The organism is Pseudomonas sp. NCIMB 10586 (assembly GCF_023127895.1).
Taxonomy (GTDB): domain Bacteria; phylum Pseudomonadota; class Gammaproteobacteria; order Pseudomonadales; family Pseudomonadaceae; genus Aquipseudomonas; species Aquipseudomonas synxantha_A.
In genome coordinates this window covers 126,280-149,050 of sequence record NZ_SPKQ01000007.1, presented here as the reverse complement: position 1 = coordinate 149,050, position 22,771 = coordinate 126,280, and the positions used below count along the sequence as shown (strand labels likewise).

Sequence of the window (22,771 nt, the reverse complement as noted above, 5' to 3'; positions counted from 1 at the left end):
CATGCGCGAACCCGGTTTATTGAAACCTGCGGTGCTTTGGCTGCTGCTGTTGGCGCCGCTGTTTTTCAGCACCTATGGCTTTGCCACCTGGGTCACCAGCCAGCGCAGCGACGTCGGCACGCTGGTGTTCGGCTGGGAAAGCCATATGCCGTTCTGGGCCTGGACCATCGTGCCCTATTGGTCCATCGACCTGCTCTACGGCTTCTCTCTGCTGCTGCCCAATACACGGCATGAGCTGAAACAACATGCACTGCGCCTGCTGAGTGCGCAGGTGATTGCCGTCAGTTGCTTCCTGATCTGGCCATTGCGCTTTACCTTTGAGCGGCCAGAACTGGACGGCGTGTTTGGCTGGCTATTCGCGGTGCTGGCCGGTTTCGACAAACCGTTCAACCAGGCGCCTTCGCTGCATATCGCATTGCTGGTGATCCTGTGGGTCATGTACCAGCGGCACACCCAGGGGGTCTGGCGCTGGGTGGTGCACGGCTGGTTTGCGCTGATCGGCATCTCGGTGCTGACTACTTATCAACATCACTTTATCGACTTACCCACAGGCGCCCTCGCGGGGTGGCTGTGCGTGTGGTTATGGCCGGTGGAGCACCCGAGCCCGTTGTCGAGTGCGTGGTTGACGCGAGATAACCAACGCTGGCGCCTGGCTGTGCGCTATGGGCTGGGCACGCTATTGCTGGTGGCACTTGCCCTGGTACTGGGCGGCGGCTGGCTGTGGCTGCTGTGGCCAGCAGTTTCCCTGGGTTTGATCACCGCCAACTACCTTGTGATCGGCGCGTCGGGCTTTCAAAAACGTGCGGATGGCCGCCTTACGCCTGCAGCCCGCTGGTTGTATGCGCCTTATTTAGCGGGTGCGTGGGTCAATTCGCGGCTGTGGACACGCAAACATCCACAGCCGGACCTGATTGTGGATAACGTCTGGCTGGGGCGCATTCCTACGGCCAGCGAGCAGGGCTCGTTCAGGGCCATTGTCGATCTGTGCGCCGAACTGCCGATTAATCCACTGGGCCGCGCTTATGCCTGCGTGCCGGTACTGGACCTCGTCACCCCAACAGCCGACGAATGCCTGGAAGCCGCACACGCCATTGAACGCCTGCGAACGAGCGGCCCCTTGCTGGTGTGCTGCGCCCTCGGTTACTCCCGTAGCGCCACTGCTGTTGCCGCCTGGCTGCTGAATACTGGCCGAGCCGCCACGGTCGATGAAGCACTGGCTATTATTCGTACAGCACGGGCCACTGTGGTCCTGCACCCCGCACACCGTAAAGCGTTGGAGGGTTTGCACCATGCACCCTGATATGGAACTCCAGATAGTTGCCAGCCTGCTACGCCGTGGCCGTTCCCTGGATCAGTTATCCACAGGCCTGACGTTGCTCGGCATACTGTTCGGCCTCGCCCAATTGTTGTTGGCCAGTATCTCGACGATCTGCCTGCTGCTGGCCCTGTGGATGATCGTGCTGGGCCTGCTGCAAAAGTACTGGGCGCTGCGAGTGGCCTTCGACGCCGACCTGTTCGCCATGCTGGCCCGCGACGTTACCCGCACTCCAGACCTTGACCAGGCCCTGCAAACCCTCGGCCTGCAATCGTCCAAGCGAGCCGGTCGGCCGTGGACCGAACGCCGCCGTGGCGCCCTTAAACTATTGCGTAAACAAGCCTGGTTGCTGGGCGCGCAAGCGCTGCTGACCTTGGGCGTCATCCTCGCCAGCCCTTGGCTGCCTTTCGCCGGATAAGGAATTCCCATGTTCGAACCCGTGGTCGCCACGCTGATTACCTCCATGGCCCGCACCGTCACCGGCGCTCGCAGCCTGTGGCTGGGGTGCGCGCCAGTACCGGTGCAACGCATCTATTTCGCCAACCACAGCAGCCACGGCGACTTCGTGCTGGTGTGGGCGTCGCTGCCGCAGAACCTGCGCAAATTCACACGCCCGGTGGCCGGCAGCGATTACTGGAACAAGAGCGCGCTGCGCCGCTACATCATCAACCGGGTGTTCAATGGCGTGCTGATCGACCGCGAGCGCAAGGACCCTGTGGATAACCCATTACTGCCCATGCTCGCGGCTTTGGAACGCGGTGACTCGCTGATCATCTTTCCCGAAGGCACGCGCAATCTCGACGAGGGTTTGCTGCCGTTCAAAAGCGGCTTGTATCACCTGGCAAAGAGTTACCCACAGGCCGAACTGGTTCCCGTGTGGATAGCCAACCTCAACCGGGTCATGCCTAAAGGGCGCGTGCTGCCGCTACCGTTGTTATGCACAACCAGCTTCGGTGCCCCTCTGCAATTGGCAGAAGGCGAAGACAAAGCCGCCTTCCTTGCTCGCAGCCGCGACGCCCTGCTCGCCCTTGCCCCGGAGCATTCCTGAGATGGATAGCCAAACCCTGATGTTATTCGGCGGCATCGGCGCGATCCTGGTCATCGCCTCGCTGATCGGCCTGATCCTCAAGCTGCGCACCCGTGGCAACCCGAATGCCGTGATCGACAACCTCAACGCCCGCATCAACGCCTGGTGGGTGATGGTGGTGGTAATCGGCATCGCCTTCTGGTTAGGCACCGGCGCGGTGATCCTGCTGTTCTACGCCGTGTCGTTCTACGCCCTGCGTGAATTCCTCACTCTCACACCCACCCGGCGCAGCGACTACCCGGCCCTGGTGGCCGCGTTCTACCTGGCCCTGCCGCTGCAATACCTGCTGATCTACGCCGACTGGTATGGGCTGTTCTCGATCTTCATCCCGGTGTACGTGTTCCTGCTGCTGCCGATCCTCGCCTCCCTTGGCGGCGACAGCACACACTTCCTGGAACGCGCCTCGAAGGTGCAATGGGGGCTGATGATCGCGGTGTTCTGCGTGTCCTTCGTCCCTGCCCTGCTGACGTTGGACATCCCCGGCTACGAAGGCCGCAACCTGTTGTTGATCGCCTACCTGGTGATCGTGGTGCAACTCTCGGACGTGCTGCAGTACGTATGCGGCAAGCTGTTCGGCAAACACAAGATCGCGCCCAACCTCTCGCCGTCGAAAACGGTGGAAGGGTTTGTGGGCGGGATTCTGCTGTCCTCCTTGATCGGCGCGGCGCTGTGGTGGACCACACCGTTCAATCCCTGGCAGTCGTTCCTGATCGCGCTGCTGATCAACTTGCTGGGCTTTGCCGGCGGGATTGTGATGTCGGCGATCAAGCGTGACCGCGGCGTAAAAGACTGGGGGCACATGATCGAAGGGCACGGCGGGATGTTGGATCGGCTGGATTCGGTGTGCTTTGCGGCACCGATTTTCTTTCATCTTGTGCGGTACTGGTGGACGTGACCCGCCCCGGCGCTGATACAGCAAAGCCACCCATTCGTGGAATGGCCCCACGCTCTCCTGGAACGTCTCGCGGTTGGGCAGTTGCCACTGTGCCATGGGCATCCCGGATGCATAAGGTCACTGCCTTGCGCAGGGGTAAAGGGCGGGCGCGCATCCAAAATAGAAAAAGGGCTGTTGAAAACAGCCCTTTTGATCGGGATTAAAAATCCGTCTCGGTTCACCCAGTAAACGCTAGAGTCAGGCGTTTAAGTCGAGTTTAGAAACTGTCTCAACTCAGCGTTACCTGCGCGCATATCCATTGGCCCAGTGTGGTGCAATGAAACTCATTGCACCACTACCGACCTTAGATCAGAACTGGAAAGTGAACCCCAAGTTGACCGCGCTGCCACCACCATGACTTGAAACCAGTCCGGTGTAGTTAAGAGACACCTGCGTGTCCTTGGTCATGGCCATCTCTGCCGAGGCTTTGACCACCGCACTATCACGGGACACTGGCACGCTGTTCACCGCAAACGCAGCTTCGCTGCCGACAAATTTCAAGGAACTTTCACGGTCCAGCTCTGCGTACTGATGCTCCCAACCCAACTCACCGCGCAGTTTCACCGAGCGAGTCGAACTCACTGGCAATTGCATCTGCCCACGCAGACCGACCGTCGAGACGACAGCATCCTGACTTTGCTTACTGGCGTGCAACGCCGTCGCTTTCCCACGTTCTTTGAATGCGTCGCTCTGAAAGTTAATGTAGGTCAGATTTGCAAAAGGCTCGAAGGCTGACCAGCCGGTATAACCGACTTCACCAAATACCTGATCCGTTCGTGCGTTATAGACAGCTTTTTGATGAGCCGATTGGCTGCCGTATCCCACGTTACGCGAGGTGTCAAAGTGGTGCCAAGTGCTCGCTCCTCCGAACCGTAGGGCGATGCTATCGAAGCGTTTACCCCCATAGATCGACAGGTGATAGTTGTCGCTATTGGCCGACTTTCTGGAGGCTCCCTTCAGATCGGTCTTGGTGTAGCCCGTCGCCCCGCCGATTCGCCATCCATCGCCGATGTCAGTGTCCAGACCGAGCAGCACGCCAGTGGTAGAGGTGCTGTAGCTGGCGGCGTTGTGATCGGAGTCGAGTTGCGTGTGACCTCCGAGTAATTGCACCCAGCCGCCGTTGCTACTGTCGACTTGAATTTTTGCATCTGGATTCAGCGCTTGCGCCTGTTGTAGGCGAGCATTCACCGCATCACGAACATAACGACTGTCGGCGATCTGCGCAGCGGCGGCATCAGCATGAACCTGGCCATCAAGTTGCTTGAAGGCCTGGCGGGCCTGTTCAGCGGAGTTGAAGGTCAAAAGGCTCTCATACACAGGGTTTCCCAGGGCTAAAGTGTCAGCCACGGCTGCAACCGCACGCTCGTTTTTAGTCTGTGCAACGCTGGCAAAGCTGGTGTTGTTGCGCTTAATAGCAATGCTCATAGCCGTCATATCGGGCACTGGCTGAACAGGTGCTACACCCACGGGTGACAGGACAGGCGCGGGAGCAATCGCTACATCAACGCTTGCTTTCGGTGTTACGGGCTCAGCAGGGGCAGGCGCAGCAACAATCTGTGCGCCAGCAACTGGCGGAACGGTTGTTTCCGGTGCCCCGGGCTCAGCAGGGGCAGGCGCAGCAACAATCTGTGCGCCAGCAACTGGCGGAACGGTTGTTTCCGGTGCCCCGGGCTCAGCAGGGGCAGGCGCAGCAACAATCTGTGCGTCAGCAACTGGCGGGACGGTTGTTTCCGGTGCTCCGGGCTCAGCAGGGGCAGGCGCAGCAACAATCTGTGCGTCAGCAACTGGCGGAACGGTTGCTCCCGGTATTGCGGACGCAGCAGGGGGCGCAGCAGGGACGGGAGGCCCATTAAGCAATTGCTGTGTCCGCGGAACGCTTATCTGACTGTCCAGGAACAGATAATTCGGCGTGATGGATGCAAACTGACCAACGATGCCTTTTTTGGCTGTAAGAATATTGAAGGTCTGGCCAACCAGCGTTTTTGCCTCGTCTTCCGTCAGGAGGTTGGAGCGGTTCTCCAATGACACCCTGACTTCACCGCCATTGAGGGTCGCGACACCGGCACTATCGATCAGGTCACTGCGCCCGTTGGGGCCGACTTCGACGGAATAAACTGAGCCCGCATCAAATGTCACATCACCGGTGTGCAGCGTACCGATGGAGTTACCCGGCGCTATCCTGCCTCCTGCGTTGATTGTCAGAGCACCCAACGTGCCTATACCACCCAGCGTAGCGCCCGGGCTCACAGTGACGGGGCTTTCCAGGCGGGCATCCGGATGATCACTGTCGCCAATGACAAGATGCCCATCCCGAACCAGAGTTGCACCGGTATAGCTATTCTGACCATTAAGGATGAGCCCACCGCTACCTGATTTTGTGAGCCCGCCGGAGCCCTCTATCGAGCCGTCATAGCGTGTATTGACGCTCTGGTCCAGGGTGAGCGACCCCGTTCCAAGCCGGACCGCGCCCCCCTTGCCTTCGAGCTTCGAAGCGATTAGATCGAATCCGTTGAGATCAAGCGCTCCACCATTGATGGAGTAAGCGGTGTTGTTCACGAACCCAACGCCTGTGTCAGCCCTGAGGATACCCTCCTCGACCAACGTTCCACCCGTATAGCTGTTGGGGCCTGAAAGCGCCAATGTTCCGGCCCCCAGTTTCGTGAGGCTGCCCGTGCCCGTCACGGCTTTCTTAGCAGACACCACGAGGCCGGATTCGGCAATATCGATCCATCCTTGCTGTTCGAGAACGATCTCACGATCGAGCTCAGGCATGGACAGCCCTGCTACCATGAGCCCGCCATTGGCAAGCCGCAGTTTAGCCTTGCTCCCTCCCAAAGCTTTATCCTCATCAACGACGAGAAGGCCCCCGTCCTTTACCAGGGTTTCACCGATAAAAGAGTGATTGTCGATACAGTAATCATCGACAGCCCGCTGAAGCTTGCTTTTGCTACCGTTGCAATTGAGCAGATCCATTTTCTCTGGAAGAGTCAGCAACGTTAAAGTGGGATTACCTGCCTCATCCGAAACTTGTCCAAGATAAACATCATTACGATAGTTATTGCGAACAAGATTAAATTTTTTGTTTCTCCCCGCAAAGTTGTAAGCATCGGCTCCCCATACAAGGCGTGTTTTTTCTTTTTTGTCTGCAATGTCTTTGTACACTTCAAGCTGCGGCCCTACCCAGCGCAGATTCTGCGCCACGGGTTCGTGGTCTGAAAGAGAGTCCTTATTATTAGGCAGCTTGGCTTGCTTGCTAAGATTACCTGATGGCTTACCATCATCAGCAATCTCAATCCATTTGGCAAAAGGTCGAGAGACCATGATGTGATCAATGGTCGCACGGTCCCAGCTTGGAGATGTGTTAGTCCAATTCTCCCCATCACTTGTCCACGTTGCACGCTGATCACCTACTTGACTAGGTTGGAATAGTTCCCTGTTCTGGTCTTTCTGAAAAAGCTGATACTGTCTCTTGAATGTGTTAAGCGTTCTCGGAAGATTGCTGTTAACTGGGTAGGTTTCATCCTGCAGCCCAGTATCTTTATTATTCTTTATAGCAGACTCTAGAGCTTCTCCCCATTCTGCCCACGACATTTTTTGAATATTTTTCCCGTCGTAATTTTCTTTTCCTTCGTAATAATTTTTAACTGTTTTCCCTACTTCAGCATATACTTGTTTACTAGCCGTATATTCACGGGCAAGCGCTGTATATAATCCATTGCTGTCAGCCTTTTTAATCACTAAATTCTGCTGCGTCTTCCTATTCAACCCTCGCTCTGAAACATCGCCGGCGTTGAAGTCACCCAGAATAATCATCGGGACGTTGCTGGCTGCCGCTGCCTTATTAAAATCTTGTGCCGCAGAGACTCGAGCGCTCGAACTGTCCGAGTGATCCAAATGAATGCCTGTTACGACACCTACCGGAAAACCATTGCCAGGATTAATTCTAATGCTATCTCCGGGCAAATCCTTAAAAGGCACGGAAGAGAAAACACTTCCAATCCCTTTATAGTATAGCCCATTTTTCTTACGATTATCTCTGTCAGTATATTCAGGACTGCCCTTAGGATATGTATCTTCATTCTTGCGAAAATCGACAAAACTATCTTGTTTTCGGGGAGCGCTATTCAAGACATTAGTTGTATTTTGCTTGAATGCGTCATAAACTTGATCACCGTACTTCGTGTTAATTGTTCTAGCATTATTATCAAGTTCAGGAAATACAAGAATATCTGGAGACACATCCAAAAGTAGTTTTTTCATAGAGTCTGAGTATGTGAGATTTTCTATACCGCTTCCCAGTTTCCAAATCCTTGAGTTCTCCGCATGATTCCAGATATTAAAAGCCATGGTTTTTATGGCGAAATTTTTCGGGATTTTTTCCTCAGCAATAGCTTCTGGAACACATAGCCCTAGGAGCAATGCACTGGTTGTTATTACTGTGGCTTTACGATGAGCCCCCCTACTTCTATTCGTGATTTTCATCACACCTCTCCTTGCGCTCTTTGGTTTCAGGTCCTGTACGATCTTTCGTGAGCAACGCAACTCTGGTAGCTGGTCAAAGGAGCATGAAATACCCCAGGCCTAAAGCAAGGGAGATCTGAGAAACACAAGATGCAGTGCGTCCCACACATACACTTTGTACCGTACCTTTCAGCACAAACGCTTTAGATGGCATAAGTTGCAGCCGTGCACTTTTTTACTCTCTGGAAGGTCTTAATCCTAATTTAATACAATCCAGACCTTTGTCTTGACACGACAACATTGAATGGTAAAACGCCAGCAACGTGTTTGTTTGCGACAGATTTTGTTCAAAATATACTGCCAGCGACATCCTTTTCACCTAAGGAAAATCTGAAAAAGAGTTCCAGATTTGATGAAGTACGCACCTCGCACAAACTGAACGGTTGAACCCCGATGAACCAGATGTCCTTCGCCAATGCCGAGTATGCCGGCAAACGTAAGCAGACCCGCCGCGAGCGCTTCCTGATCGAGATGGATCAGGTGGTGCCCTGGAAGGCGCTGATTGCGTTGATCGAGCCGCATTATCGAAGGGCGAAGGTGGCCGTCCGGCGTATCCGTTGATGGCCATGTTGCGAGTTCACCTGATGCAAAACTGGTTCGGCTATAGCGATCCGGAGATGGAAGAATCACTGTATGAGACGACGATTCTGCGCCAGTTCGTGAGGTTGAATCTGGATCGGATTCCCGATGAAACCACGATCCTCAACTTCCGGCGCTTGCTGGAAAAACATGAGCTGGCGGGCGGGATTTTGCAGGTCATCAATGGTTATTTGGGGGATCGTGGTTTGATGCTGCGCCACGGCACGGTGGTCGATGCGACGATCATTCATGCACCGAGTTCGACTAAGAACCAGGACGGCAAGCGCGATCCAGAAATGCATCAAACGAAGAAGGGAAACCAATATTTCTTTGGGATGAAAGCGCACATCGGCGTCGATGCCGAGTCTGGTTTAGTCCATAGCCTGGTGGGCACGACGGCCAATGTGGCGGACGTGACGCAGGTGGATCAGTTGCTGCACGGCGAGGAAACTTATGTCTGCGGCGACGCCGGTTACACCAGCGTGGACAAGCGAGCCGAGCATCAGGATCGCCAGATGATCTGGTCGATTGCCGCGCGTCCAAGCAGCTATAAAAAGCACGGAAAAAAGTTTGATCGGGCGGATTCGCCGCAAGATCGAGTATGCGAAAGCGCAGGTACGGGCCAAGGTTGAACATCCGTTTCGTATAATCAAGCGCCAGTTTGGTTATACGAAAGTACGCTTTCGTGGCTTGTCGAAAAACATCGCGCAACAGACAACCTTGTTCGCTTTGTCGAACCTGTGGATGGTGCGCAAACGGTTGTTAAATGCAGGAGAGGTGCGCCTGTAGTGCGGGTTGATTGCCCTGAAACACAGCAATCAGAGGAAAACCCGATGAACTAAAGGCAGGAAAGGTCTGATTTTCGACCGACTCACGATTTTTTGAGCCTCAAGTAGCGCGTGCTTCAAAAATCTGCGGGTACTTCAGACCTTCCCTAGAGTTGCGTCGAGAGCAATGCGGCACGCAGGAAAACGTCGCTGGCTGCTCAACCGGGGGGGCAGGAAGGCGCCAGCGACAGACTTTATTTCATAGCTTCACTTTTTCGACACGCCAGTAAGCCTTACTCCACCGTCACTGACTTCGCCAGGTTACGTGGCTGGTCAACGTCAGTGCCTTTGAGCACGGCAACGTAGTACGACAGCAACTGCAGCGGAATGGTGTAGAGGATCGGTGACAGGGTGTCGTGAATGTGCGGCATGTTGATGACGTGGGTGCCTTCACCGTTGGTCATACCGGCTTTTTCATCTGCGAAAACGATCAACTGGCCGCCACGGGCGCGCACTTCCTGCAGGTTGGACTTGAGCTTCTCCAGCAGTTCGTTGTTCGGCGCGACGGTAACCACCGGCATGTCGTCATCCACCAAGGCCAGCGGGCCGTGCTTGAGCTCACCGGCCGGGTAGGCTTCGGCGTGGATGTACGAGATCTCCTTGAGTTTCAGCGAGCCTTCCATCGCCACCGGGTACTGCGCGCCACGACCCAGGAACAGGGTGTGGTTCTTGTCGGCGAACAGCTCGGCGACTTTTTCCACGGTACTGTCCATGGCCAAGGCTTCGCCCAGGCGGGTTGGCAGGCGGCGCAGTTCTTCCACCAGGGTGGCTTCGACACCGTCGGCGAGGGTGCCGCGCACTTGGCCCAGGGACAGGGTCAGCAGCAACAGGCCCACCAGTTGGGTGGTGAAGGCTTTGGTGGAGGCTACGCCGATTTCACGACCAGCCTGGGTCAGCAAGGTCAGATCGGATTCACGCACCAGGGAGCTGATGCTGACGTTGCAGATCGCCAGGCTGCCGAGGAAGCCCAGTTCCTTGGCATTACGCAGGGCGGCCAGGGTATCGGCGGTTTCACCAGACTGGGAAATGGTCACGAACAGGGTGTCGGGCTGCACCACCACTTTGCGGTAGCGGAACTCGCTGGCGACTTCGACCTGGCACGGGATGCCGGCCAGTTCTTCCAACCAGTAACGCGCCACCATACCGGCGTGGTAGCTGGTGCCACAGGCGACGATCTGCACATTGCGCACTTTGGCGAACAGTTCGGCGGCTTGCGGGCCGAAAGCGTTCACCAACACTTGGTTCTGGCTCAGGCGACCTTCCAGGGTGCGCTGTACAACGGACGGCTGCTCGTGGATTTCCTTGAGCATGAAGTGGCGGAACTCGCCTTTGTCGGCGGCTTCGGCACCGTCGCGGTATTGCACGGCTTCACGCTCGACCGACTGACCGTCAACGTCCCAGATCTGTACGCTTTCACGGCGGATGTCGGCAATATCGCCTTCTTCCAGGTACATGAAACGGTCGGTCACCTGGCGCAGGGCCAGTTGGTCGGAGGCAAGGAAGTTCTCGCCCAGGCCCAGGCCGATTACCAATGGGCTGCCACTGCGCGCGGCAACCAAGCGGTCAGGCTGGCTGGCACTGATCACGGCCAGGCCGTAGGCGCCGTGCAGCTCTTTGACTGTGGCCTTGAGGGCCGTGGTCAGGTCACTGTGGTCTTTGAGCTTGTGGTTGAGCAGGTGGGCGATCACTTCGGTGTCGGTGTCCGAGGTGAACACGTAGCCCAGGCCCTTGAGTTGCTCACGCAGCACTTCGTGGTTTTCGATGATGCCGTTGTGCACCACCGCCAGGTCACCGGAAAAATGCGGGTGGGCGTTGCGTTCGCACGGCGCGCCGTGGGTGGCCCAACGGGTGTGGGCGATACCCAGGCGACCCGCCAGAGGCTCGCCGGCCAGAGCCTGGTCCAACTCGCTGACCTTGCCCGGGCGGCGCATACGCTCCAGCTTGCCGGCGTTGGTGAAGACAGCCACGCCTGCGCTGTCATAGCCGCGGTATTCCAGGCGCTTGAGGCCTTCGATCAGGATGGCAGTAACGTTACGTTCGGCGACTGCGCCAACAATTCCACACATGGTGTTTCTCCTAGATGACTGCCGCGCATATCAGCGTAATGCCGCGGGCTTGGATCTGGTCGCGGGCCTCAAGTGGCAGGCGATCATCGGTAATAAGGGTATGGACGCTGCTCCAGGGCAGCTCCAGGTTGGGAATCTTGCGGCCAATCTTGTCGGACTCGACCATCACCACCACTTCACGGGCGACCTCAGCCATCACCCGGCTCAGGCCCAGCAGTTCGTTGAAGGTGGTGGTGCCGCGCTGCAAGTCGATGCCGTCGGCGCCAATGAACAACTGATCGAAATCGTAAGAACGCAGCACCTGCTCGGCAACCTGCCCCTGGAACGAGTCCGAATGCGGGTCCCAGGTACCGCCGGTCATTAACAGCACCGGTTCATGTTCCAGTTCGCTCAGGGCGCGGGCCACATTCAAGGAGTTGGTCATAACCACCAGCCCGGGTTGATGACCGAGTTCCGGAATCATGGCGGCGGTGGTGCTGCCGCTGTCGATGATGATGCGCGCATGTTCACGCAAGCGCACCACGGCCGCACGCGCGATGGCACGCTTGTAGGCCGAGATGGGCTGGGCGGCATCGCCTACCAGCTCTTGGGGCATGGTGATTGCGCCACCGTAGCGACGCAGGAGCAGGCCGTTACTTTCGAGGGCGGCCAAGTCCTTGCGGATGGTGACTTCCGAAGTTTCGAAACGCTTGGCCAGTTGGTCCACGCTGACTTCGCCCTGCTCATTGAGCAAGGTGAGGATATTGTGGCGCCGCTGGGGAGTATTTCGTTTCGACATGGCCGTGATAAGTTTCGTTCCGAAAGATAACGAAGGCAATCAAAACCTATTGGCGAAAGATCGTCAAGCTGGGGCGATAACTATTTTTCGAACAACACCGGCAAATGTGGGAGGGGGCTTGCTCCCGATAGCGGTGTGTCAGTCACCTGATGAGTTGACTGGTCCACCGCTATCGGGAGCAAGCCCCCTCCCACATTGGAGTTTTGACGCTGCCAAGGCTGTGGATAACTCAGGTCTTCTTGATTTTGACCGGGCGTTTCCAACCGTCGATATTGCGTTGACGGGCGCGGGCTACCGCCAGCTGGGACTTATCCACATCCTGGTTGATGGTCGAGCCTGCCGCCGTATTTGAACCATCGCCAATGGAGACGGGAGCAACCAGCGAGTTATTGGAGCCAATGAATACATCTTCACCAATCGTCGTCTGGTACTTGTTGGCGCCGTCATAGTTGCAGGTGATGGTGCCGGCACCAATGTTGGTGCGGGCGCCGATGACGGCATCGCCCAGGTAAGTCAGGTGACCGACTTTTGCACCTTCGCCGAGGTGTGCGTTTTTCAGTTCGACAAAGTTACCCACATGGGCCTTGGCCCCCAGCTCGCTACCTGGACGCAAGCGCGCAAACGGCCCGGCATCGCTGCCCTCGCCCATCACGGCACCGTCGATATGGCTGTTGGCCTTGACGACCACGCCTTTGCGCAAGGTGCTGTCCTTGATCACGCAGTTCGGGCCGATGACCACATTGTCTTCAATGATCACCCGGCCTTCGAGGATCACGTTGATATCGATCAGCACGTCGCGGCCTACTGTTACGTCGCCACGCACATCGAAACGCGCCGGGTCACGCAGGGTCACGCCCTGGGCCATCAGACGCAGGCCTTCACGCAACTGGTAGTGACGCTCCAGCTCTGCAAGCTGCTTGCGGTCGTTGGCGCCCTGCACTTCCATCGGGTCGTGGGGCTGCTCAGTGGCGACCACCAGGCCATCGCTGACGGCCATCTCAATGACGTCGGTGAGGTAGTACTCGCCCTGGGCATTGTTGTTGGACAGACGGCTCATCCAGTCGCCCAGCTTATCGGCAGGGACGGCAAGAATGCCGGTGTTGCCTTCGGTAATGGCGCGCTGGGCTTCACTGGCGTCCTTGTGCTCGACGATCGCGGCAACCTTGCCGTCGGCATTGCGCACGATGCGGCCATAGCCGGTAGGATCGTCCAACTCAACGGTGAGCAAGCCCATCTGGCCAGGCACTACGTGCTTGAGCAGTCGTTGCAGGGTTTCTACTTCAATCAGCGGTACATCGCCATAGAGGATCAGCACCGTGTCGGCGGTAATGAAGGGCACGGCTTGCGCGGTAGCGTGGCCGGTGCCCAGTTGCTTGTCTTGCAATACGAAATTCAAGTCGTCCGCAGCCAGACGCTCACGGACCACATCGGCACCGTGGCCGATCACCACATGAATACGTTGCGGGTCCAATTGCCGGGCGCTGTGGATAACATGACCCAGCATGGAGTTACCCGCGACCGGGTGCAGCACCTTGGGCAGGGCTGAACGCATACGGGTGCCCTGGCCTGCGGCGAGAATGACGATTTCAAGAGACATGAATGGCTACCAATCCTGGGCGGTCCGGGTTCAGACCAAAGAAGTGTTTTGCAAAAAAAGAAAAAGGGTAGCCGAGGCCACCCTTTTTAATCAATCACGCATGAAGTGTAACGGCAAGGCCGCTTACTTCTTGCGGATCTGCTGGAGCGTGCGCAGCTGAGCTGCAGCCTCGGCCAGACGAACTGCAGCAGCGCTGTAGTCGAAGTCTGCGCCTTTTTCGTTCAGGGCCTTCTCGGCAGCCTTGACGGCTTCCTGAGCGGAGGCTTCATCCAGGTCGCCAGCACGTTGCACGGTGTCGGCAAGTACCTTGACCATGTTCGGCTGAACCTCGAGGAAACCACCAGAGATGTAGAACACCTCTTTTTCCCCGCCTTGCTTGGTCAGAGTGATCGGACCTGGCTTCAAGCTTGTGATCAGCGGGGCGTGACCCATGGCGATACCAAGATCACCCAAGTCGCCGTGCGCTGTTACAAACTCGACCAGACCGGAGAAAATTTCCCCTTCCGCGCTGACGATATCGCAATGGACTGTCATAGCCATCTGATTGCCTCAACCTGATGAGCGCCCGTTGCCGGGCGCCTGGATTACAGTTTCTTGGCTTTCTCGATCGCTTCTTCGATGCCGCCGACCATGTAGAACGCTTGTTCTGGCAGGTGGTCGTAGTCACCGTTGAGGATGCCTTTGAAGCCAGCAATGGTGTCTTTCAGGGAAACGTATTTACCCGAGGCACCGGTGAAGACTTCAGCCACGAAGAACGGCTGCGACAAGAAACGCTGGATCTTACGAGCACGGTTTACCAACTGCTTGTCGGCTTCCGACAGCTCGTCCATACCCAGGATCGCAATGATGTCCTTCAGTTCTTTGTAACGCTGCAGCACGTACTGAACGCCGCGAGCGGTGTCGTAGTGCTCCTGGCCGATCACGTTCGGATCCAGCTGGCGCGAAGTCGAGTCGAGTGGATCGACCGCTGGGTAGATACCCAGGGAAGCGATGTCACGGGACAGAACGACGGTGGCGTCCAAGTGGGCGAAGGTGGTGGCTGGCGACGGGTCGGTCAAGTCATCCGCAGGTACGTATACCGCTTGGATCGAGGTGATCGAACCTTCCTTGGTCGAAGTGATACGTTCTTGCAGAACGCCCATCTCTTCAGCCAGGGTCGGCTGGTAACCTACTGCAGAAGGCATACGGCCCAGCAGTGCGGATACTTCAGTACCGGCCAGGGTGTAACGGTAGATGTTGTCGACGAACAACAGAACGTCGTTACCTTCGTCACGGAACTTCTCGGCCATGGTCAGGCCAGTCAGTGCTACGCGCAGACGGTTTCCCGGCGGCTCGTTCATCTGACCGTAAACCAGTGCCACTTTGTCCAGAACGTTGGAGTCCTTCATCTCGTGGTAGAAGTCGTTACCCTCACGAGTACGCTCACCCACACCTGCGAACACGGAATAACCGCTGTGCTCGATGGCGATGTTACGGATCAGTTCCATCATGTTTACGGTCTTGCCTACACCGGCACCACCGAACAGACCGACTTTACCGCCTTTGGCGAACGGGCAAACCAGGTCGATAACCTTGATGCCGGTTTCCAGCAGGTCGTTGCCGCCCGCTTGTTCTGCGAACGAAGGTGCTGCGCGGTGAATGCCCCAGCGCTCTTCGGTAGCGATCGGGCCAGCTTCGTCGATCGGGTTGCCCAGTACGTCCATGATCCGGCCCAGGGTCGCTTTACCGACCGGTACGGAGATGGCAGCGCCAGTGTCGACAACGTCCAGACCGCGCTTCAAGCCTTCGGTGGAACCCATCGCAATGGTACGAACTACGCCGTCGCCCAGCTGCTGCTGAACTTCCAGGGTAGTTTCCGCGCCTTGTACTTTCAGCGCGTTGTAGATGCTCGGTACGCTGTCGCGTGGAAATTCCACGTCGATAACGGCGCCGATGATTTGAACGATACGTCCGCTACTCATAGCTGGATCCTCTGAATATTTGAACCGTTAAACCGCGGCAGCGCCGCCGACGATTTCCGAGATCTCTTGGGTGATCGCAGCCTGACGCGCCTTGTTGTAGATCAGCTGCAAATCGCTGATCAGATCACCGGCGTTATCGGTAGCGTTTTTCATCGCGATCATCCGCGCCGCTTGTTCAGCTGCGTTGTTCTCGACCACCGCCTGGTACACCTGCGACTCCACGTAGCGCACCATCAAGCCATCAAGCAGCTCTTTGGCGTCTGGTTCGTAGAGGTAGTCCCAGTGGTGCTTGAGTTCCTGATCCGGAGTCGCCACCAGTGGAATCAATTGCTCCACGGTTGGCTGCTGGGTCATGGTGTTGATGAACTTGTTGGATACCACGGAAAGGCGGTCAATACGGCCTTCCAGGTACGCATCCAGCATCACCTTCACACTGCCGATCAAATCATTGATCGACGGCTCTTCACCCAGATGGCTGATAGCTGCAACGACGTTACCGCCGAAGTTGCGGAAAAAGGCCGCACCCTTGCTACCCACCACACACAGATCGATCTCGACGCCGTTTTCGCGGTTTACCGCCATGTCCTTGACCAGGGCCTTGAACAGGTTGGTATTCAGACCACCGCACAAACCACGGTCACTGCTCACTACCACATAACCTGCACGCTTGACGGCGCGCTCGATCATGAACGGGTGGCGGTATTCCGGGTTGGCGTTGGCCAGATGCCCAATTACCTGGCGGATACGCTCCGCATAAGGACGGCTAGCAGCCATGCGCATTTGTGCCTTGCGCATTTTGCTGACCGCCACTTTTTCCATGGCGCTGGTAATTTTTTGCGTGCTTTTGATGCTCGCAATCTTACTGCGAATCTCTTTTGCGCCTGCCATGTAACACCTATCAGGTTAGCAAGCGGGAGCCTTGCGGCTCCCGCTGCGGCTTACCAGGTTTGGGTGGCCTTGAACTTCTCGATACCGGCTTTCATGCCAGCGTCGATATCGTCATTGAAGTCACCCTTCACGTTGATCTTCGCCATCAATTCGGCGTGATCGCGGTTGAAGTAAGCAATCAGCGCTTGTTCAAAGCTGCCGACCTTGGCGATTTCAACGTCGGTCAGGAACCCACGCTCAGCGGCATACAGCGACAACGCCATGTCAGCGATCGACATTGGGGCGTATTGCTTCTGCTTCATCAGCTCGGTAACGCGCTGACCATGCTCAAGTTGCTTACGGGTCGCTTCGTCCAGGTCAGAAGCGAACTGGGCGAATGCCGCCAGTTCACGGTACTGAGCCAGAGCGGTACGGATACCACCGGAGAGCTTCTTGATGATCTTGGTCTGAGCGGCACCACCCACACGGGATACCGAAACACCGGCGTTCACAGCAGGACGGATCCCGGAGTTGAACATGGCCGATTCCAGGAAGATCTGACCGTCAGTGATGGAAATCACGTTGGTCGGAACGAACGCGGAAACGTCGCCAGCCTGGGTTTCGATGATCGGCAGTGCGGTCAGGGAACCGGTTTTGCCGGTCACTGCGCCGTTGGTGAACTTCTCTACGTATTCTTCCGAAACACGGGAAGCGCGCTCCAGCAGACGGGAGTGGAGATAGAACACGTCGCCTGGGTAGGCTTCACGGCCTGGTGGACGGCGCAGCAGCAGGGAAATCTGGCGGTAAGCCACTGCTTGCTTGGACAGATCGTCATAAACGATCAGCGCGTCTTCACCGCGGTCGCGGAAGAATTCACCCATGGTGCAACCGGAGTACGGTGCCAGGAATTGCAGCGCAGGAGATTCCGAAGCACTGGCAGCCACGATGATCGTGTTGGCCAGGGCGCCGTTTTCTTCCAGCTTGCGAACCACGTTGGCGATGGTCGATTGCTTCTGACCGATGGCTACGTAGACGCAGAAAATGCCGCTGTCTTTCTGGTTGATGATCGCGTCGATCGCCAGAGCGGTTTTACCGATCTGACGGTCACCGATGATCAGCTCACGCTGGCCACGGCCGACCGGGATCATGGCATCGACAGCCTTGTAGCCAGTCTGTACAGGCTGGTCTACCGACTTACGCCAGATCACGCCTGGAGCAACTTTCTCGACCGCGTCGGTCTCGGTGTTGCCCAGTGGACCTTTACCGTCAACAGGGTTACCCAGTGCGTCGACTACGCGACCCAGCAGTTCCTTACCAACCGGAACTTCCAGGATGCGGCCTGTGCACTTGGCGCTCATGCCTTCAGCCAGACTGGTGTACGCGCCCAATACAACGGCACCTACGGAGTCTTGCTCCAGGTTGAGGGCCATACCGTAGACGCCGCCCGGAAACTCGATCATCTCGCCGTACATTACGTCGGCCAGACCGTGAATCCGCACGATGCCGTCAGATACGCTGACGACAGTGCCTTCGTTACGGGCTTGGGAGGTCACATCGAGCTTGTCGATGCGGCCCTTGATAATTTCACTTATTTCGGAAGGATTGAGTTGCTGCATTGCTCTGCTGCCCCTTCAAACTCAAGATTTCAATGCTTCGGCAAGTTTCGCGATTTTGCCGCGAATCGAGCCATCGATAACCAGGTCGCCGGCACGGATAACAACACCACCAATCAGGGATGCGTCCTCCGAAGCTTGCAGGCGCACTTCCCGATTGAGTCGTGCACTGAGAACCTTGGCGAGTTTGTCTTGCTGTTCTTGGTTCAATGCGAAAGCACTGGTCACTTCAACGTCTACCGATTTCTCTGCTTCGGCCTTGTACAGGTCGAACAGAGCGGCGATCTCCGGCAATAGCGGGAGACGGTCGTTTTCGGCAATGACGTGGATGAAGTTCTGCACCTTCACATCAAACTTGTCGCCGCACACTTCAATAAAAGTGGCGGCCTTGTCTGCGCTCGTCAGGCGCGGGGCCTTGAGCACGCGCTGCATGGTGTCGTCTTGCGACACTGCTGCAGCCAGGCCGAGCATGGCTGACCAAGAGGCCAGCTGCTGGTGGGCCTGGGCGTGCTCGAAGGCTGCCTTAGCGTAAGGTCGGGCCAACGTGGTCAGTTCTGCCATGATCGCCCTCGCTTAAATTTCAGCAGCCAGTTTGTTAACCAGCTCCGCGTGCGCGTTTTGATCGATTGTGGCACCGAGGATCTTCTCAGCACCGCCGACCGCCAGAGCACCCAGTTGGGCACGCAGCGCGTCTTTGACGCCGTTCAGTTCCTGTTCGATCTCGGCATGAGCCGAAGCCTTCACACGGTCAGCTTCGACGCGGGCTTTTTCAACAGCCTCTTCGACGATCTGGTTACCGCGTTTCTTGGCTTGCTCAATGATCTCGGCTGCCTGTGCTTTAGCTTCGCGCAGTTGCTGACCCACTTTCTCGTGGGCCAACTCCAAGTCGCGAGCTGCACGGCTGGCAGCGTCCAAACCATCCGCGATCTTCTTCTGACGTTCGTGCAAAGCCGCGATGACCGGAGGCCACACGAACTTCATGCAAAACACTACAAAAATGAAGAACGCAACGGATTGGCCAATCAGGGTTGCATTAATGTTCACGCCAACACCTCGCTCATTCGTTGTCCATCACCCCAATCACTCGAAAATTCGAGTGATTAGCCAGCGAGTTGACCAACGAAGGGGTTCGCGAAGGTGAAGAACAGTGCGATACCAACGCCGATCATGGTCACGGCGTCGAGCAGGCCGGCGACGATGAACATTTTAACTTGCAGCATTGGGACCATTTCTGGCTGACGCGCGGCGCCTTCCAGGAATTTGCCGCCCAGCAGGCCGAAACCAATGGCAGTACCCAGGGCGCCCAGGCCGATCAACAGTGCAACAGCGATAGCGGTTAGACCAACTACAGTTTCCATCTTTCCTCCCGACTTTTACGTCGTATGGTTTAGGTTTTTTAGATTTTAAAGCGGTAAAACAAATCGTTTCATAGCCCTGTTGGGCCACCTTCCCGTTTGACCGGGAAGGACATCAGACTAGTCGAGACTGGTCTTAATGGTTCTCTTCGTGCGCCATCGACAGATAGACGATGGTCAGCATCATGAAGATGAAGGCCTGCAGGGTAATGATCAGGATGTGGAACACAGCCCACGCCCACTGCAGTACTACGCCCAGGCCGCTAAGCCAGAGCAGACCGCTGCCGAACATCACAGCGATCAGAATGAACACCAGCTCGCCGGCATACATGTTGCCGAACAGTCGCAGAGCCAGGGAAATCGGCTTGGCGATCAGGGTGACGAATTCCAGCAGGAAGTTCACCGGGATCAGCAGGGCTTGAACGAAGATGTTCTTGCTGCCGAACGGGTGCAGGGTCAGTTCGCCGATGAAGCCGCCGATGCCCTTGACCTTGATGCTGTAGAAAATGATCAACGCGAACACCGATAGGGCCATGCCCAGGGTAGCGTTCGGGTCAGTGGTGGATACGGCACGGAATGGGATGTGCGGATCGCCGGAGATCGCCATGGCCAACTGAGGAATCCAGTCCACCGGGATCAGGTCGACGGCATTCATCAGGAATACCCAGACGAAGATGGTCAGTGCCAACGGTGCAATCACCGGGCTACGGCCATGGAAGCTGTCTTTCACGCTGCCATCGACGAATTCGACCAATACTTCAACGAAGTTCTGCAAAGCACCTGGCTGACCGGAAGTCGCCTTCTTTGCCGCCATGCGGAAAATCAGGACGAAGATCAGACCCAATGCGACCGACCAACCCAGAGTATCCAGGTGGAAAGCCCAGAAACCCATTTCTTTGGCTTCTGCTGCGGTGTGGGCAAAGCCCCAGCCGCCATTAGGAAGCTGACCGAAGGTCAGGTTCTGCAAGTGGTGCTGGATATAGCCCGAAGCGGTTGTTTCTGCCATGGTTGCCTCAAACGCCCTAAGGTTTCGAAAGTCTTGTTTTCATTAGCAGGGGAGCGAACCAGCTGACCAGTTGGGTCAACACGAAGACGCCGAATACAGCCAGCGGCGCCAATGGCTTCACACCTGCAAAGGTCAGTGCAAACAGCACTGCCGTCAAAATCAGTTTCCCTGCTTCGCCGGCATAAAAAGACCGCACGATAGCCTGGGCTGCTCGGGCGCCGGAAAACCGAAAGGCCCTGTGAGCAAAATACATATTGGGCAGCAAGGCTATCAGGCCTCCGCAGAGTCCTGAATATCCGGCTACGACTCCATGCCAGTACCAAAGCGCCAAAGCGGCGATCAGCAAAATGACAAATTGAGCCAACAAAACCGGAAAAACAGCCAAGCGATGGAACGGCAACGTGTTTGGCGTGCGGGTTTCCATCACTCTTGCTCCTCAATGGTCGGCTGCCGGAAATCAATAACTTGGCATAATTTGTGCCGACAAAATGCGCGCAGAGTATAGGGGCGGTTCTGCCCCTATTCAACTGTCGGGTAGTGATTTCCGATCACGCGCTACATAAGCAAATGTTTCAGCGGATGTGGGCAAGGACGCCCTGAAGCTCATCGAGAGAGTTATATCCGATGACCAGTTGGCCTTTGCCCTTCTTGCCGTGGCGAATTTGCACCGCAGAGCCTAGCCGCTCGGCCAGGCGCTGCTCGAGGCGCGCGATATCCGGATCAGGTTTGGCGGTTTCAACCGGTGCAGGTTTACCGCTGAGCCACTGGCGAACCAGGGCCTCGGTCTGACGAACGGTGAGCCCTCGTGCGACAACGTGTCGCGCCCCTTCAACCTGTTGATTTTCCGGCAAACCCAGCAAAGCACGAGCGTGGCCCATTTCCAGATCGCCATGGGACAACATGGTCTTGATGACTTCCGGCAAGGCGATCAGACGCAGCAAGTTGGAAACCGTGACACGGGATTTTCCGACCGCCTCGGCCACTTGTTGCTGGGTCAGCTGAAATTCCTGCTGCAAACGCTGCAACGCGATCGCTTCTTCGATCGGGTTGAGGTCCTCACGCTGGATGTTCTCGATCAACGCCATGGCGATGGCAGTTTCATCCGGCACATCACGCACCATCGCCGGGATGGTTTCCTTGCCTGCCTGTTGGCTGGCGCGCCAGCGACGTTCACCGGCGATGATCTCAAAGCGACCACTGCCAATTGGGCGCACCACAATCGGTTGCATCACGCCCTGGGCCTTGATCGAGTTGGCCAGTTCTTCCAGCGCCTGGGGATCCATGTCCCGCCGCGGCTGGTATTTGCCGCGCTGGATCAGATCCAGGGGCAAGTGCTGCAGCTCGCGCTCGTCGGCCTGCACCGCTTGTTCTTCAAGCGATGTGACGGTAGGACCACTCAGGAGTGCATCCAGTCCACGTCCGAGACCTCGTTTCTTGACGGCCATGGGGATTCCTTAAGTTGGCTGGGCTGCAGCGGTGCGTGAATTGCGGCGTTGACGACGAACCATCTCGCCAGCCAGCGCCAGGTAGGCAATGGCACCACGCGAGGATTTATCGTACGCCAGCGCGGGCATGCCATAGCTTGGTGCTTCGGCCAGGCGGATGTTGCGTGGAATCACGGTGTCGTACAACTGATCGCCAAAATGTTCCTTGAGCTGCGCCGAGACATCGTTCATCAGGCTCAGGCGCGGGTCATACATTGTCCGCAGCAGGCCTTCGACTTTCAGGTTCGGGTTGAGCAACTCAGCGATACGCTTGATGTTATCCACAAGGTCGCTCAAGCCCTCAAGGGCGAAGTACTCGCACTGCATGGGGATAATCACCCCATCGGCGGCAACCAGCGCGTTGAGTGTGAGCATCGACAGCGACGGCGGGCAGTCGATCAAAATGTAGTCGTAATTCTCGCGGATAGGTGCCAAGGCGCTGCGCAGACGGCTTTCTTTCATCTGCATTTCCAGCAACACCACTTCCGCCGCGGTCAAATCGCGGTTGGCCGGCAGCAGTTGGTAACCACCGTGCTCGGAATAGTGCATGGCCTGGGCCAGGTCACATTCACCAATCAGCAAATCGTAGACCGAGTTTTCAAGGCCGTGTTTATCCACACCGCTACCCATGGTGGCGTTGCCCTGTGGATCGAGATCGATCAACAGCACCCGACGCTTGGTGGCGACCAGGGATGCTGCGAGGTTGATACAGGTGGTGGTTTTACCCACACCACCTTTCTGGTTCGCAATCGCGAATACCTTAGCCATTCTTGCTTGTGTT

19 protein-coding genes and 1 pseudogene are annotated in these 22,771 nt (G+C 56.8%); 5 read left to right on the top strand and 15 right to left on the bottom strand.

Annotation, left to right across the window (positions count from 1 at the left end; translation table 11 throughout):
- Position 1 precedes the first annotated feature (1 nt).
- The 4 genes from E4P01_RS02800 to E4P01_RS02785 are packed head-to-tail and all read left to right on the top strand — an operon-like array spanning position 2 to position 3,297.
- Positions 2–1,300 (top strand): phosphatase PAP2/dual specificity phosphatase family protein, encoded by a 1,299-nt coding sequence (locus E4P01_RS02800; protein ID WP_078822685.1) that lies wholly within the window; start codon positions 2–4, stop codon positions 1,298–1,300.
- The gene (locus tag E4P01_RS02795) at positions 1,290–1,733 is read left to right on the top strand and encodes a hypothetical protein (RefSeq protein WP_032878622.1); all 444 of its coding nucleotides are present in this window, start codon (positions 1,290–1,292) and stop codon (positions 1,731–1,733) included. The genes E4P01_RS02800 and E4P01_RS02795 overlap by 11 nt, the downstream gene beginning before the upstream one ends.
- A gap of 9 nt (positions 1,734–1,742) precedes the next feature.
- Positions 1,743–2,363: a lysophospholipid acyltransferase family protein gene (locus E4P01_RS02790; protein ID WP_216090507.1), complete on the top strand. Its 621-nt coding sequence runs from the start codon at positions 1,743–1,745 to the stop codon at positions 2,361–2,363.
- A gap of 1 nt (position 2,364) precedes the next feature.
- Positions 2,365–3,297, top strand: coding sequence for a phosphatidate cytidylyltransferase (locus E4P01_RS02785; protein WP_057710628.1), 933 nt, complete (start codon positions 2,365–2,367; stop codon positions 3,295–3,297).
- A gap of 348 nt (positions 3,298–3,645) precedes the next feature.
- Here E4P01_RS02785 and E4P01_RS02780 read toward each other — a convergent pair whose 3' ends face one another.
- Positions 3,646–7,818, bottom strand: a complete 4,173-nt coding sequence (locus E4P01_RS02780) for an autotransporter domain-containing protein (protein ID WP_248129882.1) — start codon at positions 7,816–7,818, stop codon at positions 3,646–3,648.
- Positions 7,819–8,250: 432 nt separating this feature from the next.
- Here E4P01_RS02780 and E4P01_RS02775 point away from each other — a divergent pair.
- Positions 8,251–9,225, top strand: a pseudogene (locus tag E4P01_RS02775) (IS5 family transposase).
- A gap of 271 nt (positions 9,226–9,496) precedes the next feature.
- Here the strand turns inward: E4P01_RS02775 and glmS are convergent.
- From glmS to E4P01_RS02705, 14 genes are all read right to left on the bottom strand, one after another.
- Complete coding sequence (gene glmS, locus E4P01_RS02770) at positions 9,497–11,329, bottom strand: glutamine--fructose-6-phosphate transaminase (isomerizing) (protein ID WP_078822690.1); 1,833 nt, start codon at positions 11,327–11,329, stop codon at positions 9,497–9,499.
- 10 nt (positions 11,330–11,339) lie between these two features.
- Positions 11,340–12,107: a DeoR family transcriptional regulator gene (locus E4P01_RS02765; protein WP_032878617.1), complete on the bottom strand. Its 768-nt coding sequence runs from the start codon at positions 12,105–12,107 to the stop codon at positions 11,340–11,342.
- Between the two features lie 229 nt (positions 12,108–12,336).
- The gene (gene glmU, locus E4P01_RS02760) at positions 12,337–13,704 is read right to left on the bottom strand and encodes a bifunctional UDP-N-acetylglucosamine diphosphorylase/glucosamine-1-phosphate N-acetyltransferase GlmU (protein ID WP_216090508.1); all 1,368 of its coding nucleotides are present in this window, start codon (positions 13,702–13,704) and stop codon (positions 12,337–12,339) included.
- 123 nt (positions 13,705–13,827) lie between these two features.
- Complete coding sequence (locus E4P01_RS02755; RefSeq protein WP_005792601.1) at positions 13,828–14,244, bottom strand: F0F1 ATP synthase subunit epsilon; 417 nt, start codon at positions 14,242–14,244, stop codon at positions 13,828–13,830.
- 44 nt (positions 14,245–14,288) lie between these two features.
- On the bottom strand, positions 14,289–15,665 hold the full coding sequence (gene atpD / locus E4P01_RS02750) for a F0F1 ATP synthase subunit beta (protein WP_003195827.1): 1,377 nt from the start codon (positions 15,663–15,665) through the stop codon (positions 14,289–14,291).
- Positions 15,666–15,692: 27 nt separating this feature from the next.
- Entirely contained in the window at positions 15,693–16,553 is an 861-nt protein-coding gene (gene atpG, locus E4P01_RS02745) for a F0F1 ATP synthase subunit gamma (RefSeq protein ID WP_005792602.1), read from the bottom strand.
- Positions 16,554–16,603: 50 nt separating this feature from the next.
- The gene (gene atpA / locus E4P01_RS02740; RefSeq protein WP_003195831.1) at positions 16,604–18,148 is read right to left on the bottom strand and encodes a F0F1 ATP synthase subunit alpha; all 1,545 of its coding nucleotides are present in this window, start codon (positions 18,146–18,148) and stop codon (positions 16,604–16,606) included.
- Between the two features lie 21 nt (positions 18,149–18,169).
- Positions 18,170–18,706 (bottom strand): F0F1 ATP synthase subunit delta, encoded by a 537-nt coding sequence (locus tag E4P01_RS02735; RefSeq protein WP_003195833.1) that lies wholly within the window; start codon positions 18,704–18,706, stop codon positions 18,170–18,172.
- Positions 18,707–18,718: 12 nt separating this feature from the next.
- The gene (locus E4P01_RS02730; protein WP_003195835.1) at positions 18,719–19,189 is read right to left on the bottom strand and encodes a F0F1 ATP synthase subunit B; all 471 of its coding nucleotides are present in this window, start codon (positions 19,187–19,189) and stop codon (positions 18,719–18,721) included.
- 56 nt (positions 19,190–19,245) lie between these two features.
- Positions 19,246–19,503, bottom strand: coding sequence for a F0F1 ATP synthase subunit C (gene atpE, locus E4P01_RS02725; RefSeq protein WP_002555987.1), 258 nt, complete (start codon positions 19,501–19,503; stop codon positions 19,246–19,248).
- Between the two features lie 133 nt (positions 19,504–19,636).
- Positions 19,637–20,506, bottom strand: a complete 870-nt coding sequence (gene atpB / locus E4P01_RS02720; RefSeq protein ID WP_003195886.1) for a F0F1 ATP synthase subunit A — start codon at positions 20,504–20,506, stop codon at positions 19,637–19,639.
- A gap of 16 nt (positions 20,507–20,522) precedes the next feature.
- Positions 20,523–20,930 carry a F0F1 ATP synthase subunit I gene (locus tag E4P01_RS02715; protein WP_010565865.1) on the bottom strand — a complete coding sequence of 136 codons (408 nt, stop codon included), beginning with the start codon at positions 20,928–20,930 and terminating at the stop codon, positions 20,523–20,525.
- A gap of 148 nt (positions 20,931–21,078) precedes the next feature.
- A complete protein-coding gene (locus tag E4P01_RS02710; RefSeq protein ID WP_057701858.1) occupies positions 21,079–21,951 on the bottom strand; it encodes a ParB/RepB/Spo0J family partition protein in 873 nt (290 codons plus the stop codon).
- 9 nt (positions 21,952–21,960) lie between these two features.
- Entirely contained in the window at positions 21,961–22,758 is a 798-nt protein-coding gene (locus E4P01_RS02705) for a ParA family protein (RefSeq protein ID WP_005792605.1), read from the bottom strand.
- Between the last annotated feature and the right edge of the window lie 13 nt (positions 22,759–22,771).

Excerpts from the sequence above, each read along its gene's own strand:
- E4P01_RS02800 (WP_078822685.1), top strand. The coding sequence starts at position 2 with ATGCGCGAACCCGGTTTATTGAAACCTGCGGTGCTTTGGCTGCTGCTG.
- E4P01_RS02795 (WP_032878622.1), top strand. The coding sequence starts at position 1,290 with ATGCACCCTGATATGGAACTCCAGATAGTTGCCAGCCTGCTACGCCGT.
- E4P01_RS02790 (WP_216090507.1), top strand. The coding sequence starts at position 1,743 with ATGTTCGAACCCGTGGTCGCCACGCTGATTACCTCCATGGCCCGCACC.
- E4P01_RS02785 (WP_057710628.1), top strand. The coding sequence starts at position 2,365 with ATGGATAGCCAAACCCTGATGTTATTCGGCGGCATCGGCGCGATCCTG.
- E4P01_RS02780 (WP_248129882.1), bottom strand. The coding sequence starts at position 7,818 with ATGAAAATCACGAATAGAAGTAGGGGGGCTCATCGTAAAGCCACAGTA.
- glmS (WP_078822690.1), bottom strand. The coding sequence starts at position 11,329 with ATGTGTGGAATTGTTGGCGCAGTCGCCGAACGTAACGTTACTGCCATC.
- E4P01_RS02765 (WP_032878617.1), bottom strand. The coding sequence starts at position 12,107 with ATGTCGAAACGAAATACTCCCCAGCGGCGCCACAATATCCTCACCTTG.
- glmU (WP_216090508.1), bottom strand. The coding sequence starts at position 13,704 with ATGTCTCTTGAAATCGTCATTCTCGCCGCAGGCCAGGGCACCCGTATG.
- E4P01_RS02755 (WP_005792601.1), bottom strand. The coding sequence starts at position 14,244 with ATGGCTATGACAGTCCATTGCGATATCGTCAGCGCGGAAGGGGAAATT.
- atpD (WP_003195827.1), bottom strand. The coding sequence starts at position 15,665 with ATGAGTAGCGGACGTATCGTTCAAATCATCGGCGCCGTTATCGACGTG.
- atpG (WP_005792602.1), bottom strand. The coding sequence starts at position 16,553 with ATGGCAGGCGCAAAAGAGATTCGCAGTAAGATTGCGAGCATCAAAAGC.
- atpA (WP_003195831.1), bottom strand. The coding sequence starts at position 18,148 with ATGCAGCAACTCAATCCTTCCGAAATAAGTGAAATTATCAAGGGCCGC.
- E4P01_RS02735 (WP_003195833.1), bottom strand. The coding sequence starts at position 18,706 with ATGGCAGAACTGACCACGTTGGCCCGACCTTACGCTAAGGCAGCCTTC.
- atpE (WP_002555987.1), bottom strand. The coding sequence starts at position 19,503 with ATGGAAACTGTAGTTGGTCTAACCGCTATCGCTGTTGCACTGTTGATC.
- atpB (WP_003195886.1), bottom strand. The coding sequence starts at position 20,506 with ATGGCAGAAACAACCGCTTCGGGCTATATCCAGCACCACTTGCAGAAC.
- E4P01_RS02715 (WP_010565865.1), bottom strand. The coding sequence starts at position 20,930 with ATGGAAACCCGCACGCCAAACACGTTGCCGTTCCATCGCTTGGCTGTT.
- E4P01_RS02710 (WP_057701858.1), bottom strand. The coding sequence starts at position 21,951 with ATGGCCGTCAAGAAACGAGGTCTCGGACGTGGACTGGATGCACTCCTG.
- E4P01_RS02705 (WP_005792605.1), bottom strand. The coding sequence starts at position 22,758 with ATGGCTAAGGTATTCGCGATTGCGAACCAGAAAGGTGGTGTGGGTAAA.